General features: G+C 21.3%; 16 protein-coding genes and 2 tRNA genes. 8 read left to right on the top strand and 10 right to left on the bottom strand.

What is annotated here, in order from left to right; all coding sequences use genetic code 11:
- The first annotated feature begins 5 nt into the window (after positions 1 to 5).
- From H0H37_RS02440 to H0H37_RS02430, 3 genes are all read left to right on the top strand, one after another.
- Positions 6 to 896, top strand: coding sequence for an NAD kinase (locus tag H0H37_RS02440; RefSeq protein ID WP_185882368.1), 891 nt, complete (start codon positions 6 to 8; stop codon positions 894 to 896).
- A gap of 67 nt (positions 897 to 963) precedes the next feature.
- Positions 964 to 1,704, top strand: coding sequence for an isoprenyl transferase (locus tag H0H37_RS02435; protein WP_185882367.1), 741 nt, complete (start codon positions 964 to 966; stop codon positions 1,702 to 1,704).
- Positions 1,705 to 1,750: 46 nt separating this feature from the next.
- The gene (locus H0H37_RS02430) at positions 1,751 to 4,513 is read left to right on the top strand and encodes a POTRA domain-containing protein (RefSeq protein ID WP_185882366.1); all 2,763 of its coding nucleotides are present in this window, start codon (positions 1,751 to 1,753) and stop codon (positions 4,511 to 4,513) included.
- Between the two features lie 24 nt (positions 4,514 to 4,537).
- Here H0H37_RS02430 and H0H37_RS02425 read toward each other — a convergent pair.
- Positions 4,538 to 4,610 (bottom strand) — tRNA-Phe (locus H0H37_RS02425).
- Positions 4,611 to 5,012: 402 nt separating this feature from the next.
- On the opposite strand from H0H37_RS02425, the gene H0H37_RS02420 reads away from it, so the two are divergent.
- Complete coding sequence (locus H0H37_RS02420; protein ID WP_185882365.1) at positions 5,013 to 7,145, top strand: SurA N-terminal domain-containing protein; 2,133 nt, start codon at positions 5,013 to 5,015, stop codon at positions 7,143 to 7,145.
- A 7-nt stretch (positions 7,146 to 7,152) separates the two neighbouring features.
- Here the strand turns inward: H0H37_RS02420 and H0H37_RS02415 are convergent, their stop codons facing one another.
- Positions 7,153 to 7,326: a twin-arginine translocase TatA/TatE family subunit gene (locus H0H37_RS02415; protein ID WP_185882364.1), complete on the bottom strand. Its 174-nt coding sequence runs from the start codon at positions 7,324 to 7,326 to the stop codon at positions 7,153 to 7,155.
- A gap of 63 nt (positions 7,327 to 7,389) precedes the next feature.
- Here H0H37_RS02415 and H0H37_RS02410 point away from each other — a divergent pair, with 63 nt between their 5' ends.
- Positions 7,390 to 8,097, top strand: coding sequence for a TerC family protein (locus H0H37_RS02410; protein ID WP_185882363.1), 708 nt, complete (start codon positions 7,390 to 7,392; stop codon positions 8,095 to 8,097).
- Here H0H37_RS02410 and H0H37_RS02405 read toward each other — a convergent pair.
- From H0H37_RS02405 to H0H37_RS02395, 3 genes are all read right to left on the bottom strand, one after another.
- Positions 8,084 to 9,268 (bottom strand): dihydrolipoamide acetyltransferase family protein, encoded by a 1,185-nt coding sequence (locus H0H37_RS02405; protein WP_185882362.1) that lies wholly within the window; start codon positions 9,266 to 9,268, stop codon positions 8,084 to 8,086. The two genes, H0H37_RS02410 and H0H37_RS02405, sit on opposite strands and share 14 nt — an antisense overlap.
- Before the next feature lie 61 nt (positions 9,269 to 9,329).
- Complete coding sequence (gene pdhA, locus H0H37_RS02400; protein WP_185882361.1) at positions 9,330 to 10,325, bottom strand: pyruvate dehydrogenase (acetyl-transferring) E1 component subunit alpha; 996 nt, start codon at positions 10,323 to 10,325, stop codon at positions 9,330 to 9,332.
- Between the two features lie 63 nt (positions 10,326 to 10,388).
- A complete protein-coding gene (locus H0H37_RS02395) occupies positions 10,389 to 11,657 on the bottom strand; it encodes a UDP-N-acetylmuramoyl-tripeptide--D-alanyl-D-alanine ligase (RefSeq protein ID WP_238785483.1) in 1,269 nt (422 codons plus the stop codon).
- Between the two features lie 833 nt (positions 11,658 to 12,490).
- Between H0H37_RS02395 and H0H37_RS02390 the strand changes: the two genes are divergently transcribed.
- The 3 genes from H0H37_RS02390 (at position 12,491) to H0H37_RS02380 (ending at position 13,818) form a co-directional block, all read left to right on the top strand.
- Positions 12,491 to 13,030 carry a nucleotide modification associated domain-containing protein gene (locus tag H0H37_RS02390; protein WP_185882360.1) on the top strand — a complete coding sequence of 180 codons (540 nt, stop codon included), beginning with the start codon at positions 12,491 to 12,493 and terminating at the stop codon, positions 13,028 to 13,030.
- Positions 12,987 to 13,754 carry a triose-phosphate isomerase gene (gene tpiA / locus H0H37_RS02385; protein WP_185882359.1) on the top strand — a complete coding sequence of 256 codons (768 nt, stop codon included), beginning with the start codon at positions 12,987 to 12,989 and terminating at the stop codon, positions 13,752 to 13,754. The genes H0H37_RS02390 and tpiA overlap by 44 nt, the downstream gene beginning before the upstream one ends.
- Positions 13,745 to 13,818, top strand: a tRNA-Arg gene (locus H0H37_RS02380). The genes tpiA and H0H37_RS02380 overlap by 10 nt, the downstream gene beginning before the upstream one ends.
- A gap of 21 nt (positions 13,819 to 13,839) precedes the next feature.
- Here the strand turns inward: H0H37_RS02380 and H0H37_RS02375 are convergent.
- From H0H37_RS02375 to ubiE, 5 genes are read right to left on the bottom strand one after another with little or no spacing between them, the layout of a single operon-like run.
- A complete protein-coding gene (locus H0H37_RS02375) occupies positions 13,840 to 14,703 on the bottom strand; it encodes a sigma-70 family RNA polymerase sigma factor (RefSeq protein WP_185882358.1) in 864 nt (287 codons plus the stop codon).
- Between the two features lie 47 nt (positions 14,704 to 14,750).
- Positions 14,751 to 16,883 carry a polyribonucleotide nucleotidyltransferase gene (locus H0H37_RS02370; RefSeq protein WP_185882357.1) on the bottom strand — a complete coding sequence of 711 codons (2,133 nt, stop codon included), beginning with the start codon at positions 16,881 to 16,883 and terminating at the stop codon, positions 14,751 to 14,753.
- A gap of 20 nt (positions 16,884 to 16,903) precedes the next feature.
- Positions 16,904 to 17,173 carry a 30S ribosomal protein S15 gene (gene rpsO, locus H0H37_RS02365; protein WP_185882356.1) on the bottom strand — a complete coding sequence of 90 codons (270 nt, stop codon included), beginning with the start codon at positions 17,171 to 17,173 and terminating at the stop codon, positions 16,904 to 16,906.
- 54 nt (positions 17,174 to 17,227) lie between these two features.
- Positions 17,228 to 18,739, bottom strand: coding sequence for a GH3 auxin-responsive promoter family protein (locus tag H0H37_RS02360; RefSeq protein WP_185882355.1), 1,512 nt, complete (start codon positions 18,737 to 18,739; stop codon positions 17,228 to 17,230).
- A gap of 22 nt (positions 18,740 to 18,761) precedes the next feature.
- Positions 18,762 to 19,526: a bifunctional demethylmenaquinone methyltransferase/2-methoxy-6-polyprenyl-1,4-benzoquinol methylase UbiE gene (ubiE, locus tag H0H37_RS02355; protein WP_238785482.1), complete on the bottom strand. Its 765-nt coding sequence runs from the start codon at positions 19,524 to 19,526 to the stop codon at positions 18,762 to 18,764.
- Between the last annotated feature and the right edge of the window lie 6 nt (positions 19,527 to 19,532).

Here is a 19,532-nt window from a genome sequence, read left to right as displayed (position 1 = left end):
CTAAAATGAAAATAGCTTTATATGGACAAAGATTTATTGCCAAAAATATTCCATATTTTATTCAATTTATAACTTATGCATATCATCATGCAATAGATATATATATAGAAAAATCATTTTTTGATTTATTATCATCATTTCAAGAATTAAAACATTTAAAATTTCCTATAATTTATAATTATAATGAATTAACAAAAGATTTTAAGTTTATGTTTACTTTTGGTGGAGATGGAACAATATTATATGCTATTACATTGATCAGAGATACTAGAATTCCCATTATTGGAGTAAATACAGGTAATTTAGGATTTTTAGCAACGTTTAATCAAGAAGATTTAATAAAAAAACTTGATCAAATATTTAATTATAAATTTCATATTTGTCCTAGAAGTTTATTATGTTTAGAAACATCTATATTAATAGATAATAAAAAACCATTTTTTAATTTTGCTTTAAATGAAATAGTTATCTTACGAAAAGAAACAGTATCTATGATTACTATAGATACTTATATAGATAATAAATTTTTAACATCTTATTGGGCAGATGGATTGATTATTTCTACACCAACTGGTTCTACTGGATATTCTTTAAGCTGTGGAGGTCCAATTATTGATCCTGATAATAATAATTTTGTTATTACACCAATTTCTCCTCATAATTTATTTTCTCGTCCACTAATTATTTCGGATAATAAAAAAATTCATTTAAAAATACATAGTCGTGTTCAATATTATTCTTTATCTATGGATACTAGATTAACTTCGTTAAAAGAAGAAAATGAATTATATATTAAAAAAGCTCCATTTTATATATATCTTATTCAAGAACAAGAATATATTTATTATAAAACTTTAAGAGAAAAATTATTATGGGGTATGGATCAAAGAAATTAATTCAATATTTGAAGATCAATCTATTTTTCTGTATATTATTTGATTGGTATTGTTTATTGCTGAACTAATGAATACACGTTTAGAAAAAAATTTAAATAATAATGATAATATCCCTAAACATGTAGCTATCATTATGGATGGAAATAGGCGATGGGCTAAAAAAAGAGGAAAATTAAGAATTTGTGGATATAAACATTCTATACATTCTATTAAAGATACTATCAATGGATGTAAAGAATTAGGTATTCCTTATATCACATTATATGTTTTTTCTTCGGAAAATTGGCATCGTCCAAAAGAAGAAATAGATCAATTAATGAATTTATTTCATTCATATTTCAAACAGTATTTAAAAGAAATTGATGATAGTAATATTAGAATTATAGCTATAGGAGAATTGAAAAAATTATCTAATCATATTCAAAAAGATTTATTTTTATTTATAAATAAAACAAAACATAATACATCAATTACTTTAGTTTTGGCTTTGAGTTATGGATCTAAAATAGAAATTATAGAAGCTACAAAAAAAATAGTTAAACAAGTTCTTAATGGATGTTTATCTATAGAAAACATTGATGATTCATTGTTTCAACAAAATTTATATACTAAAGATATACCAGATGTTGATTTAGTGATTAGAACAAGTGGAGAACAAAGATTAAGCAATTTTTTGTTATGGCAATCGGCTTATGCTGAATTATATTTTACAGATATATTATGGCCAGATTTTAGAAAACAAGATTTATTTGCAGCTATAGAAAATTATAAAAGAAGAAAACGTCGTTTTGGAAAAATTACAGAATAATTTAAAAAAAATATTATTTGTATTTTATTTCTTTGTATTAGTATTAATGAATATTTCATATGTAAATACGAAAAATATCATTATAGTAATTAATAAGAATAATGAAATAATAAATAAAGTCAATGATGAAATAGATGATGAAAGAAAAAATGAAATAGATGATGAAAAAAAAAATGAAATAGATGATGAAAGAAAAAATGAAATAGATGATGAAAGAAAAAATGAAATAGATAATGAAAGAAAAAATGAAATAGATGATGAAAGAAAAAATGAAATAGATGATGAAAGAAAAAATGAACGATCTGATAACAGAAACATAGATTATGACATATATGAAAAAACAAAATATAAAGAGAATAATAAAAAGAATCCAATAATACCACAAAATGTTGTTGTTATAAAAAATATTTTTATTAAAGGAACAACAAAATATAGTATTGATAAAATATCAAAAATATCAAATATACATAAAGGAGATTATTTAAATATTAAAGGAAAAACAATATATAATGCAATTCATAGATTATGGAATAGTAATTTATTTAAAAATATTTCTCTTTATAAAGAAAATATTCATAATAATAAAAAGAATAAAAATGAAATTAATATTTATTTTGAATTAGAAGATAGAATATGTTTTGATAAAATTCTTATTAAAGGAGTCACTAAAGATCTAGAAAAACATCAATTCAGTTGTATCAAGAATAATAATCATTCAGATATGATATCTGATGATTTTATTCAAAAAATAAAAAATGAAATTATTGATTTTTATATTAAACAAGGATATTTAAAAGTATCAATAAGTGCTAATATAGAATATCAGAAAAAAAATAATTTTTTAGTTTTAGATGTTTTTCTAGGTAATAAAATTTTTTTATCAAAAATATTATTTAATGGAAATAAAATATTTTCTGATAAAGAATTAGATAAAATAATGAAACAAAATAATAATAATAATAATAATAATAATTATTTATATTATTTTTATAATAAAAATATTGATTTAGACTATAATAAAGGAATCGAAAATATTATATCTAAGTATCAATCTTGTGGATTTAGAGATATTCAAATTACATTCAATAAGATTATTAAAAATGATCAAAAAAATTATGAAGTAATAGTAAATATATCAGAAGGTAAAAAATATTATATAGGAAATATCAATTTTGTAGGAAATACTGTTTATAGTACAAAATATTTAAAAGAAATATTAAATTATAATAATGGAGATATTTATAATAAACAAAAACTTGAAAATTTAATTTTCAATCAAAATATAAGTAATAGTATAATTTATAATTATCTTAATTTAGGATATTTTTCTATTAAAATATTCATTTCAGAAACAAAAGTAATAAATGATAAAATATATTTAGAGATTAAAATAAAAGAAAATCATCCTTTATATATTAAAAGTATCCATATTGATGGTAATACAATTACGTCAAATCATATTATTACAAGGGAATTAAAACATCATATAGGAGATCGTATATCAATTAAAAAAATTTATGAAGATTTGAACCGTTTACAATCATTAGATCTTTTTAAGTTAGTATATCCAAAAATTATTTATCATAATCATGATTTAGTTGATTTAACATGGCAAGTGATTGAAAATAATCATAATTATTTTAAATTTATGATTGGATCTGATAACATAAAAAATTGTTTAGGAAGTTTTAATATATATTTGAAAAATATTTCTATTAAAAAATTATTTAATATCAAACAATGGAATCCATTTCCAAATCCTCAAGGGGATGGACAAAAATTATTATTATATAATAAATTGGGAACCAATTACCAACATTATGGAATGTCTTTTATAGAACCTAGGATAGGAGACAATAATAACATATCTTATTTTGTCAAAATAAATTGTTTAAATAAAATTATTAAAAATAGTTGTGATCCTGATTTGTTATTATTCAATGAAATATATCATGATAATAATTATAATATAACAGATAATAATAAATTATTAAATAATAAAAGACAGTATTCTATTGGATTAAGTACTCCTATAACATTGCTTAATGATCCATATTATAAATTAGATTTTGGTATTAATTATGATAGATATATTTATCATAGTAATAATATAATAAAACATCCTCTGTATTTAAATAATTTATATTATTTAATTGCTTTAAAAAAATTTTCTAAAGAATCTAACAATATATTTCCTTTAAGTGGATCACAAATAGAAATTAATGGTATATTTACATTACCATATAGTAAAATATTTAATGATGAACATACTAAGAATTCATGGTTAGAATATTTTAAAATAAAATCTTTATTTTATTGGTATAAACAAATATGTACTAATCTTGTATTTAAAACTGGATGTGAATTTGGCATTTTAGGGAAATATAATGATAATAAAGATTTATTTGCTTTTCAAAAATTTTATATGGGAGGTAGACACAAAAATATATATGGAATATTTTATCCATATAATTTTATTCCATTAAGAGGTTATTCATTACAAAATTTTAATAATCCAGGAGGATTCCTTTATGATAAATATCTTTTAGAAATGCGTTATTTGATGTTTAATAATATTAAGAATAATAAATTATGGGCAAATGTATTTTTAGAAGGTGTAAATATTATTTTACCAAATTCAAATAAATTCTCTATTAATAATATGAAAAATTCTATTGGATTGGGATTTCGTTGTTCTTATATTCCATTAGGAATATTTGGTATAGATTTGGGATATCCATTATTTAAAGATGAAAATAATAATACAAAATGGAAAATTCATTTTATAATAGAAAATAATAATAATTAATAAAATGTTAGTATGTATTGTGTGTGGTATCTCCCGGAATCGAACCGGGGACACAAGGATTTTCAGTCCTTTGCTCTACCTACTGAGCTAAGATACCATAATTATCGTATAGTTATATCGTTGTTTTGTTTACCATTTGTTTCAACAAAAATACAATTAATTATAAATGAAAAAAACCTATTTATGGTTTTTAACATTATTATAGTTTTTATATTCTTAATATTTTATTATTTTTTGGTATTATTTATTATTGTATAATAATGGTATTTAAATGAGTTAATGTATTAAATCAAAATATACAAGATATGATATATAGATATAGAAGAATGAAGAATTACAATATAATAATTATTATATTTTATAACTTACAATGAATACAATGAACGCATATTATGGATAAATATTTTAATACATATATAATAAATTAATAAAACTTCAAAAAAATAAAATCAGTATTACTTATCAAAAAAAATCAATATATTTGAAATTTTAAATAAAAATGGCTGTTTTACAAAGTATTAGAAAAAATTATTGGATTATATTCATGTTTATAGTATGTTTTGTATTTACTATGATACTGGAAGTTAATGGATTATTTTTTTTTTTAAAAAAAAAAGATAATATTATTGGTAAAATTAATAAAGAACCTATTTATTTAAATAATTATTTAAATACATTATATTTATTAAAACAGTTTCGTCAAAATGTTCCAGATGTTTTTTTACAAGAAGAATCTTGGAAATCATTAGTATACGAAATGTTATTAAATCAAGAAGCAAAGAAATTAGGTATTCAATGGACAGAAAAAGATTTTTGGAATGCGATATCTCATCAATCAATATATAGTTATATTTCAGAATTTAAAAATTCTGATGGTTCATTTAATATTAAAAAATTTTTAATTTATTTAAAAAAATTAGAGAATAATACATCAAATAATTATCAAATATATCAAGATAAAAATCTGTGGAATTATGAAAGAAACAATATTCCAAAAAGAATTTTATCTAAAAAATATATAGAAATGTTAATGTATGGTTTAAATTCCACGTCTTTAGAAGCTAAAAGACATTATTTAAATAAAAATTGGTATTCTATTATTGATTATATTTTAATACCTTATTCTGAAATAGAAAAAAAATATAATTTTTTATCTGTTAAAAATTGGGAATTAATAAATTATATAAAAAAAAATAAATTTTTATATAATAAAGAAAATATAAGAACTGTAAGTTTTGTAATTGCAAAAACTAAACCATCAGTCATCGATAAACAATATTTTGATAAAAAAATACATAATTTATTATATCAACTTAAATATATAAATGATTATCATGATTTATTATCTAAGGAAAAGGAATATGAAACTGTCTTTGATGAAAATTTTTATTTAAAAAAAAATTTACCTTATAATTTAAAAAAATTTATCAACGATCAAAGTCAAAATTATAACCCTATTATCATTCAAAAAGATAATGTCTATTTAATCGCTAAAATAACAGGAAAAAAACGGGTTTCTGAATTTGTTACATATAGTCATATATTAATTTCTCATAAAAATGCTATTAATTCTTGTAATCATAGAACAAAAGAAGAAGCTTATAAAACAGCTTATAATTTGTATAAAATTTTAAAAAACAATCCATCAAAATTTATTTTTTATGTTAAAAAAATATCTGATGATTCTTTAAATGCTAAAATATATAATGGCAAATTAGGAAGTATGCAATATAATTATAATAATCTACAATCTGTACGTACTTTTGATATATTTGATCCAAAAATTAAAACAGGAACAATAAAAATTATTGAAACTAAATTTGGATATCATATTATTAAAATAGATAATAAAAGTCATCCAATTCCAGCATACAAATTTCTTTTTTTGACAACAACATTGATTCCATCTCAAAAAACAAAAATACAATTATTGAACAATGTACAAAATTTTTTAATGACAAATAAAAACAAATGTTTAAATCAATTGATTAATAATGCAAGAACAAATAAATATGAAACAATTTTTTTAAAAGATATAAAACAAAATGATTATCAAATCAAAGGATTAAATACTGAAATAGATAGAAAAATTATTAATTGGTCATTTGATAAAATAAGAAAAGAAGGTGATTCTAATATATTATATAATAAAAATAAAGATTATTATATCATAGTTTATTTATCTACAATAAAACAACCAGGATATTCTATTTTAGAAATAAAAAATGATTTAATTTATAAAATAAGAAAAAATAAAATTCATAAATTTTTTAAAAATAAAATACAATATAAATCTTTAAATTTAAAACAATTATCTAAGTTATTTCACAAAAACATAAATCACAACCTAAAAATTAATTTTAATCAATCTTGGATAGATAATTATAAAGAACCAAAAGTTATTGGATCAGCTTTTTCATTAAAAGAAAACGTAACTTCTAAACCAATATTTGGACAACATGGAATTTTTTTTATAAAACAAAAAAAATATATTGTAAATGTTATTAAACATTCATATAATATATCTAATAATATGCAAGAATTAAATAATATTTTAAGAGAAAATATGATCAAAATGTTAGGAAATATTTTGATGAACCAATCAGATATTAAAGATTATAGAAATAGATAATTATTATTTATTTTTTATTAATAATTTCTTGTTGTATTTTATTTTTTGCTTTTTTCAAAAATTTTACTCCTTCTCCTATACCACGAGCAATTTCTGGAATTTTTTTAGGTCCAAAAATAATTATTGCAACAAATATAATTAAAACACTTTCTTCACAACTTATAAATAAAATATTATTCATATTATTATATTTTTTATACCAATTTAATATTTTTATATATTTTATTTATGTAATAATGCATCAATGAAACAGTTTATAATAGATATTATCAATCATCCAATAATTTCTTTATCTATCATAATCAATATTTTTTTTATAGAAAGTATATTGTCTATGGATAATGTAGTAATATTAGCATCTATGATAAATGAGATAGAAGAAAAATATAGACCAAAAGCTATGCAATATGGAATATTTGGAGCTTATTTTTTTAGAAGTTTAGCCATTTTTTTCTCTTCAATATTAATTCATATATGGTGGTTAAAATTATTAGGTGGAATATATTTAATATATATTAGTTGTTTTTTCTTTTTAAAAGATAAAAAATATTTAAAATTTAATAATAATAAATACATTTACAATTCATTTTGGAAAATGATATTATCTATAGAAATAATAGATTTATCTTTTTCAATTGATAATTTATTTGCTATTATTGCATTTTCAAAAAATTTTTTTTTAATATTATTAGGAACTTTTATGGGAATTTTTACCATGAGATATTTCGCTAAAATTTTTGCAAAAATCATTAAAAAAAATGTATTTATCAAGCAATTTGCATTTGTTATTATTTTTTTATTAGGTATCAAATTAATATTAGAAACATATGATTTATGGCCATTTTCTTCAATATTGACAGAAAGTCTTTTATCATTAATTACAATTACATGCTTTATACTATCAATACTTATATCATTTATAAAAAACAAAACGAACACTAAACTAAAATAGTGATTGGATCCTCTAACATTTTTTTTAAATCTAGTAAAAAATTACACCCTTTATTACCATCTATAACTCTATGATCACAAGACAATGTTATTTTCATAATATTGCCAATTTTTATTTTATGATTTTTTACAATAGGTTTTTCCTTAATAGTTCCTACAGATAAAATAGAAGAATTTGGAATATTAATAATTGAAGTAAAAGAATCTATTCCATACATTCCTAAATTGGAAATAGTGAATGTACTATTTTTTATTTCTTGTTGTTGAAGTTTTCTTAATTTTGAACGTTCGACTTTATCTTTAATTTCTTTTGATATTTGTAATAAAGATTTTTGATCAGAATTATGTATCACTGGTACCATTAATCCATCGTGTATAGCAACAGCTATTCCTATATTTATATTATAATGATAAATAATTTCTTTTTCTTTCCATGTAGCATTAATATAAGGATGTGTTTTTAAAATACGTGATACTGCTTTAACAATAATATCATTAAAAGATATTTTATGATTATTAGATAATGTATCATTTAATTTTTTCCTTAATTGAATTATATTTTCCATTTCTATTTCAATAAATAAATAATAATGAGGGGCAGTAAATTTAGATAATGTTAAATGAGTTGCTATTTCTTTTCTCATATTAGAAACAATAAAATGTTGATTCATATTATTAGTGTTTTCATAATATAATTCAATATCTTTTTTTACAATTCTTCCACTATCTCCAGTTCCTTTCATATTATGAATATTTATTCCTTTGTCTTGAATCATCTTCTTTGCAACAGGAGAAATGAATTTTCTTTGTTGTTCTGATTTTTTTTCTGGCTTTGTTTCTGATTCTTTTTCTAGCTCTGTTTCTGATTTTTTTTCTGGCTCTGTTTTTAGTTTATTAATAGTTTTCTTTTTGATCAAAGAACTTATATTTTCTCCATATTGTCCAATAATTGCTAAAATATCATTAACACGTGCTTTTTCACCTTCTTTTATTCCACAATAAAGCAATACTCCATTAATATCAATTTCAAAATCTTGAATAGCTTTATCTGTTTCAATTTCAGCTAAAATATCTCCTTCGAACACTTGATCACCTATTTTTTTATTCCATTTTACAAGAGTTCCTTCTTCCATAGTATCACTTAATCTGGGCATAAATATGATGTCTGCCATGTTTTCAAAAATTGATTATTATAAATTTATTTTATTAATGTTTAATAATATGATTAAATTTTTATTCTTTATCTATAAAAGGATAATTGGTATCTTTATATACAACATCATACATTTTTTTTAAAGAAGGAAAATTTGATTTTTCTGCATATTCTACACAATACTCTATTTTTTTTTTTATTTTATTTTCAATAAATGTGAGATTATTTAACGTTTCCCATTGATTATTTAAAATGAGTGTTTTTAATTTTAAAATAGGATCTTGTTTTTTATACAAATTAATTTCATCTTTACTTCTATATGATTCAGCATCTGACATAGAATGTCCTCTATATCTATATGTTTGAATATCTAAAAAACTAGGTCCTTTGCCATTTCTTGCTCTATAAACCGCAGGATACATAGATTTTGCAATATCTTCTGGATTCATACCATTTACAGTACTAGATGGCATTCCATATAATAACCCAATTTTATAAAGTTCTTGTATTTGATTATTCCTATGAATAGACGTTCCCATAGCATATTGATTATTTTCACATACAAAAACTACTGGTAATTTCCATATCATAGCCATATTAAACGTTTCATGTAATACACCTTGGCCAAATGCCCCATCACCCATTAATGTGATGGTTACAGATTTTCTATTAAAATATTTATCTGCAAAAGCAATTCCAGCACCTAATGGAATTTGTCCACCTACTATACCATGTCCTCCATAAAAACGATATTTTTTACTAAAAATATGCATTGATCCACCAATTCCACAAGAAGTTCCAGTTTCTTTACCTAATAATTCTGCCATAATTTTTTTTGGATCTACACCCATAGAAATAGGTAAAATATGACATCTATAAGCAGATATTATTCTATCTATCGATATATCAATAGCATGAGTAATTCCAGCTGGAATAGCTTCTTGCCCATTATATAAATGTAAAAATCCCCTAATTTTTTGTTGTAAATAAAGAGATCTACATTTATCTTCAAATTTTCTCCAAAAAGACATATCTTCAAACCACTTCAGGTATGTATTTTTGGTGATTGTTTTCATATGTATATATATGTATATGATAGTTTACAAATGTACTATTTAAGATAGTCATATGCAAAGATCTTAAAATAAATGAATAATATTTTCCAAAGCGTTTTTTCTAGATCCTTTAATAATAATATAATCTGTTTGAATATAATATTTATTCATATACCACCATTTAATAAAATAATCTTTATTATAAAATCGAATAATTTTTTTGCAATTTATATTTGATTTAATATTATAAAAATGTTGACCAATTAAACATGATATTTCAATTTTACTTTTTTTTAAAAAATTTATAATGTTTTCATGTTCTATTATAGAAAATTTTCCTAATTCAAACATATCTCCTAAAATCGCAATTTTTTTGCCTTTAATTTTATTAAAAAAATTCAATACACTAATCATACTACTTGGATTAGCATTATAACAATCATTATAAATTATTAATTTATTTTTTTTAATAATTTGAGAACGATTATTATTTGGAATAAAATCTTTAATTGATTGTTGAATATCTTTTAAAGAAACATGAAAATAAAGTCCTATCGTAATTGCAGATGCCATATTATATAAATTATGATCACCAATTAAATATTTTGAAAAAAATATTTTATTTTTAACATATATAGTATTACCAATATCATTACCATAATATTTAATATTTACATCAAAAACTTTTTTTTTAGAAAAAATATATCTAGATATTCCTAAACTGTTAGTAAGTTGAATTTTATCATCTCCATTAACAAATACTGTTTTATTATTTTGTCTTAAAAAATTATATAATTCTAATTTACCACGAATAACTCCATTTATATTTCTAAAGCCTTCTAAATGTGCTTTTCCAAAATTAGTTATATATCCATAATCTGGATCAATGATAGAACACATTTTTTCTATTTCTTTTTCATGATTAGCTCCTATTTCTATAACAGATATATTTGCATTTTTAGGAATTGAAAGAATAGTTAAAGGAATTCCAATATGATTATTTAAATTATTTTTAGTATAATGTACTATATCATACTTTTTAGAAAGTATAGAGGCAATTAATTCTTTAGTTGTAGTTTTTCCATTACTTCCTGTAATTGCTATAATTGGTATATATTTTAATTGTTGTCTATGAAAATGAGCTAATTGGTGTAAAAAATCTAAAGCATTTTTTACAAAAAAAATATTTTTATGATTTAATGCATATTTTTTATTATCTACAATAGAAATTAAAGCACCATTTAAAATTGCTTCATACGCAAATTGATTACCATTAAAATTTTTACCTTTTATCGAAACATAAATAGAATTTTTTTTAACATTTTTGCTATTGATTTCTATTCCTGAAGACATAGAATACAATTTGTAAAAATTTTTAATATTATTATCATACATACATTGTAATTCTTTTTTGTTGATAAAATGTGTATAAATTTTAACATTATAACTTATCACTTAATGTATAAAAAATTTTTTTATACATAAAACATATTTATTGACATAAAAAACTATTAATAAGGTTGTTTTTTTGAAGTAACCAATTTTACATTATATCATTGATTTTATAATATAAATTATAATTTAATTCAGATTACATAATTATAAAATATAATATTTTATAATTGTATTGATCTTGTGTATTGATCCTGATACTGTATTTTATAATTTACGTTTGTACATGAAAATATAATATCATAATTAATATTATATTATTAATTACTGTTACTACTACTATTTATTGCTTATTAAAAAAATGCTTGTATGTGTGAACATCTGATATATGTGAAAAAATGAATAATATTTCGTATTATTTGTTAATAAAAACAAATATAGGATAAACAATATAATTTAATACATACCAAATAATATGTTATTATAATAATTAATTTTATTAATTACTACTGATATTTAATGTATTTATTCAATTTATTTGGACAAGTAGAATGAATTATTTACTTACTATAGCAATAGTTTAAAAAAAACTAGCATATTTTTGTTAAACAATACACAATACATTATATGAGTGATTGTTTTTTTATTTACACTATTGTTAAATATAACAATAATATGTAGTAGTTTCCTACATAATAATGTTATGATTATAAAAATTACCTTCATACAATCAAAAATACAATTAATGATTACTTATTTATTTTTAAATTTGTTTGTTAAAATCAAATAATAATATGAATAATATTTCAATCCATGTTGTCATTAATAATTGTAAAAAATTATTTAAAACAAAATTGAAAAATTATGATATGTCATGGAAATATATTGATAATTATTCTATCATAGATTTAATTATTGCAAAAACCATTAGAATCATTAATATTCAAAAAAAAGGATTTCAAATTGTTAAAGAAGAAACAATTGAAAATACATATATGGATGTTATTAATTATATTATTATTATAATGATAAAATTAAATATAAATGATAATGATAAAATTTCATATCATGATATTATTTATATTTATACACAAAAATTGGAAAAAATTTGTAATATTATAGAACATAAATCACAATTTGAATATGTTTCTTTAAACCAAATGTTAAAAAATCTTTTGTATTTGAAAAACAATAAAAATAAAATATTATCCCATGAATTAGAAGAAATGGCTTTCAAAATATTATATATAACTATTTTGTTATATTTAATATTTAAATCAATGAATATAAATGAAGAAAAAAATTATTATTGCAAATTGGAAAATGAATTATAATTTTTATGATACAACTCATTTTTTAAGACATTTATTAAAATTTTTTAATCATGAAAAAGAAATAGAAAAAAATCATCAAAAAATAATTATTGCACCATCTTATCCATTTTTGCATATTTCAAATCAAATTGTACAAGGAACTAATATTCATATTGCTGCACAAAATATCCATGATATGGAAAAAGGATCTTATACTGGAGAAGTTTCTGCGATAATGTTAAAATCTATAGGCATTAACAACGTAATATTAGGACATAGTGAAAGACGAACATATTTTAATGAAACAAATAAAATATTATTAGAAAAAATATACATCGCATTAAAAAATAGATTAAAAATTATTTTTTGTATAGGAGAAACATTAAATGAAAGAAACAATAATAAACAATTTATTTCAATACAAAAACAATTAGAACAAACTATTTTTATATGTTCTGTCAAAGAAATAGAAAATTTCATCATTGCTTATGAACCAATATGGGCAATAGGAACAGGGGAAGTCCCATATTATCACGAAGTTCAAAAGATGCATAATCATATTAGATTGTTATTTAAAAATAAATATGGTAAATTTGTGTCTGATAAAATACATATTGTATATGGTGGGAGTATTACTGAATTAAATTGTAAAGAGTTTTTTAAACAAAAAGATGTAGATGGTGGACTAGTTGGTAATTCTTCATTAAATATAAATAAATTTTTATCTATTATTAAGGCCTCGTAGCTTAATGGAATAGAGCATCTGACTACGGATCAGAAGGTTGTGGGTTCGAATCCCGTCGAGGTCTCATTTCATTTATTTAATTTAATTAACCTAAATAAGGTTTTAAAATTTTACTTCTAGAGGAATGTTTTAATCTTTTTAAAGCGATACTTTCAATTTGTCTAACTCTTTCTCTAGTTAAATCACAGGATTGGCCAACTTCTTCTAAAGTCATTGGTGGTGCCCCATTTAATCCAAAATGTAATACAATTACACGTCTTTCTCTTTCACTTAAAGTTTCTAATATTCTTTGAATATCTTTCCTAAGAGATTCTTTTTCTAAATCTTCATCTGGTCTAGGAGATTCATCTGATCTTACTAAATCATATAAATTAGAATCTTCTCCTTCTACTAACGGTGCATCCATAGAAACATGTCTACCTGAATTTTTAATAGATTCTTCAACATCTTTTTCATTCATTTTTAAATATTCTGCAATTTCTCTAGGAGTTGGATTTCTATGTAATTCTTGTTCTAATTGAGAAAAAGTTTTTAATATTTTATTTAATAATGCTAATTTATTAGTAGGTTGTCTAATAGAACGAGATTGTTCAGCTATTGCTTGTAAAATTGCTTGTCTTATCCACCAAACAACATAAGAAATACATTTAAATCCTCTTGTTTCATCAAAACGTAATATACCTTTGATTAATCCTAAATTTCCTTCATTGATTAAATCACAAAGACTTAATCCTTGATTTTGATATTGTTTTGCCACAGATACTACAAAACGTAAATTAGCGTTAACTAATTTATCTATTGCCGATGCATCACCATTTCTAGCTTTTCTAGCATATTGGACTTCTTCTTCTGGTGTTAATAAAGGAATTTTACCGATTTCATGAAGATATTTGTCTAAAGATTCAGATTCTCTATTAGTGACTTGTTTAGTTATTTTCAGTTGTCTCATATTTATTGATTTGATTTATTTATACTATTTATTAATCATTGTTTATTTTATTGGTTTGGGTTAGGTAATAAAACTTTCCTAGAAAATTTCATTTTTTTATTTTTATTATCAAATCCAATAAATTTGACATTAATAATCTCTCCTAAATGTAATTCATCTTCTATGTTATTCAATCTTTTCCAACATATTTCTGAAATATGTAATAATCCTTCTACTCCTTTTGATATTTCTACAAAGACTCCAAAACTTTTAATAGATTTTACTTTAGCTTTATAAATTGTTCCAATTTTTGGAACAAACGTAATTTTTTTAATTATATCAATAGCCTGATAAATTTTGTTTACATCATTTCCAATAATTTCAATATAACCAATATCTTCTTTTTCTTCAATTAAAATATCGGTTTCTGTACAAGATTGTATTTCTTGAATAACTTTTCCACCAGATCCAATTACAGATCCTATAAATTTTTTAGGAATTTTTAAAATATGTATTTTTGGAGCAGATGATTTTAACTGTTTTCGATGCGTTGGTAATATTTTCATCATTTGTTGTAATATGAAATTTCTACCTTGTAAGGCTTGATTTAATATTTTATATAATATATCTAAAGATAATATTTGTTTTTTGACATCCATTTGACATGCAGTAATTCCATTTTTAGTACCAGTAATTTTAAAATCCATTTCTCCAAATCCATCTTCTTCTCCAAGAATATCAGATAATATAACAGTGTTATTATTATCGATAAATAATCCCATAGCAATTCCAGATACTGGATTTTTTAATGGAATTCCAGCATCCATTAATGCTAAACTAGATGCACAAACAGTTGCCATGGATGAAGATCCATTAGATTCTAAAATATCAGAAACAATTCGTATTGTATAAGGATTATCATGTGTAATTAAATTTTTTAATGCTCGTTTTGCTAAATTTCCATGACCTATTTCACGTCTAGAAACACCTCTAATTGTACGTATTTCTCCAGTAGAAAAAGGAGGAAAATTATAGTGTATATAAAATTTTTCATTATTTTCCATGATAACATTATCAATTTTATTAGCGTCTGAAGAAGATCCTAAAGTAACTGTAGTTAAAGATTGTGTCTCACCTCTTGAAAATAATGCTGATCCATGGACCCCAGGTAAATAGTTGACTTTTCCGTATATAGGACGTATTTGTTCAAAAGTTCTATTATCTAATCTAACATTATCTTTTAATATCATATTTTTTATGATTTTTTTTTTAATTATTTCATAAAATTGATCAATCATTAATTCATTTTTTTCATTTAAAGCATTGTTTTTTTTAAAATTATTTAAAATTAATTTTTCTTTAATCGATCTTGTTTTTTTATCTAAAAATTGATTATACATATTTTTTATTAAATTATAAGAATATGAAAAAAAATTTTTTTTCAATGTATATTGTTCTAATAAAGAAAATGATCCTACATTAAAATCTAATTCAAATAAATAATTTATTTTATTAATTTTTGTACTTAATTTAAGTTGTGCATCTATTTGATCTTTAATTGCTTGATGAGCTATAGAAATAGCTTGAATAAGAATATTTTCTTCTATTTCTTTCATTTCTCCTTCTAACATAATAATATATTTTTTAGATGCTCCTACTATTAAATCTAAATCTGCGTTTTTTAATTGATCTAAACAAGGATTTATTATAAATTTTCCATTTATACGTATAATACGTACTTCAGATATAGGACCATTAAATGGGATTCCTGCAACTGATAATGCTGTTGATGCAGCTAATGCTGCTAATTCATATGGTAAAAATGTTTTATCATAAGATAAAAGAGAAATCATAATTTGTATTTCTTTTCTAAAGAACTTTGAAAATGTTGGTCTCAATACTCTATCTACTAATCTCATTGTCAATATTTCTTCATCAGATGGTTTTCCTTCTCTTTTAATAAATCCCCCAGGTATTTTACCTCCTGCATAATATTTTTCTCTATAATCAATAGTTAGTGGTAAAAAATTAATATCATGTTTGATTTGTGTAGAAACAACTACTGTTGCTAATAAAATAGTATTATTTGCTCTAATAAGGGCTGAGCCATCAGCTTGTTTGGCTAATTCTCCAGTTTCTATTGCTATAGTCCGTCCATCTTCTAAAAAACAAATTTCTTTTATTATATTTGGCTGATGCATATTATAGTATTATAATTTATTTATTTTCTTAACCCTAATAGAACAATTAACTGTTTATAACTATCTAAGTTATTTCTTTTTAAATATTTTAATAGTTTTTTTCTTTTTACAACTAATTTTACAAGTGTTCTTTCAGTATTAAAATCTTTTTTATGTTTTTTTAAATGTTTACTTAAATGATTAATTCTATATGTAAAGAATGCAATTTGTGATTTAGAAGATCCAGTATCAAAAATTGACTTTCCATAAGTTTTAAATATATCTTGTTTATTATTGATAGTTAAAGACATAAAATAATTTATTATTAATTTCAATTTTAAAGGTAAAAATATTTTATACGTCTTTTAGTTGATTTTAAGTAAATCGTCAAGATATTTTCTGTTATTAGATAAACGAGGAATTTTATTTTGACCACCTAATTTTTTATTCATTTTTAACCAATCATAAAATAAGCCATGTCTTGCTATATATACAATAGGAGGTTGTAAAACTAAATTTTTATATCTTTTAATTTCATAATCAGAATTTAAATCTTTTAATTCTTGATCTAAAATATCTCTAAAATTAAATACATTTTTTGGTGGTTTTTTAAATTCTATAATCCATTCATGAGCACCAGTATGTTGTTTATTAATATAAATTGGTCCAGCTGTATATTCATTAATGATAGAATCAGTTTTAATACAAGTTTGATTCAAAGCTTTTTCCGCATTATCCATAATTAATTCTTCTCCAAAAGAGTTGATGAAATGATTTGTTCTTCCTGAAATATAAATTCTATAAGGTGTTAAATTAGTAAATTTAATGGTGTCTTCAACTATATATCTCCAAAGACCGGCATTAGTAGATATTACTAAAACATAAGTTTTATTTAATTCTACTTCGTCTAGAGGAATAATTTTTGGAGAAGAATGATAAAAATCATCCATAGAAATAAATTCATAAAATATTCCATGATTTAATAATAATAATAAATCTTTAGAATCTTTTTTATCCTGTACTGCAAAAAAACCCTCTGATGCACTATATACATTATAATAATGAGGAGGCGTATGTTGATAAAAGATATCATTATATTGTTTTCTATATGGATCAAAATTAACACCTCCATGAAAAATAACTTCTATATTTGGCCATATTTCATTAATCGTTTTTTTATTTGTAAAATTTAATAATTGATTTAAAAAAATTAATAACCAAGAACAAACACCTAACATAATTCTTACGTCTTGATTCATTGTTTCTTTAATTAAAATTTTTAATTTTTCTTCCCATTCACTGATTAATGCAATATTTTTTTTTGGAATACTAATATATTCTGCCCAAAGTGGAAGATTTTTAATTAAAATAGAAGATAAATCACCATAAAATGTATTATAATTTTTATGTAATTTATGACTACCTCCTAAACGAAGTGCTTTACCAAAAAAAATTTTTGTTTTTGGATGATTATGTAAATATATAGATAACATATCTTGTCCTGCTTTATAATGACCTTCTTTCATTGCAAGATAAGTGACTGGAATATATTTACTTTTTGTATGTGTAGTTCCTGATGATTTAGCAAACCATTTTACTTTTCCTGGCCATAATATATTTTTTTCACCTTGTCTTATTCGTTTAATTATTGGGTGTATATCCCTGTATTTACACAAAGGAATTCTATTATAAAATTGTTGATATTTTTGAATATCATGAAATTTATATTTTGTACCAAATTCTGTATTTCTAGAAAAAAACAGAAGTTGTTTTAATAATCTATGTTGAATATCTATAGGATATTTTAATGTTAATTCTAGATCTTGAATTCTTTTTTTAATAAAAAATGAAATTAAATATCCAGAAAAAGTATTCATAATGAAAAGTTTTTTCTTTTTATCATTTTGGTTTTTTAGATAAATAAATAGTAACTATTCCAAATGTTAATTTTTGCATATAAACAATTGGTATATTATGATATTTTAACAAATCTTTCATTTTTTTTCCGAAAAATGAAAAAGTTTTAATAGAATTTTGTAAATAATCATAAGCAAAAATATTTTTAGAAATTTTTTTACCTATATGTTTTAATATAACATTGGAATAAAAATTATAAATTTTTTTGATATAAACATTAGATGGCTGAGAAAATTCTAATATTCCTAACAAGCCAATCGGTTTTAAAATTCTAAATATTTCCCTAAAAGACATATTTAATTCTATAAAATTTCTAACTCCAAAAGAAATAGTTATGATATCAAAAGTGTGATTATTGAAAGGAATATAATGTGAATATCCTTGAATCAGTTTGATTTGTTGTTCTAATCCATTATTTTTTATTTTCATTTTTGCTATATGTAACATTTTTTCAGAAGGATCTATAGCTATAATGTAATCTTTTTGAAATTTTTTAGCAAGTAAAATAGCGATATCGCCTGTACCAGTTGCTAAATCTAAAATCATTTTTTGGTAAAATTTGAAATTTTGTTGTTTTTTAATATATTCATATATTATATTAATAAGTTGTTTTCTCCAATAAAGATCAATACAAAAAGATAATAAATGATTTAATAAATCATATGTTGAAGATATATTATCAAACATTTTTACCAATTTTATATTTTCATGAAATTTGTCCATGATAGATAATTTTTTTAAATTCAAAAAATC

This window comes from Blattabacterium cuenoti, assembly GCF_014252335.1.
In the GTDB taxonomy this organism is placed as follows: Bacteria; Bacteroidota; Bacteroidia; order Flavobacteriales; family Blattabacteriaceae; genus Blattabacterium; species Blattabacterium cuenoti_AL.
This window is presented reverse-complemented; position numbering and strand designations above follow the sequence as displayed.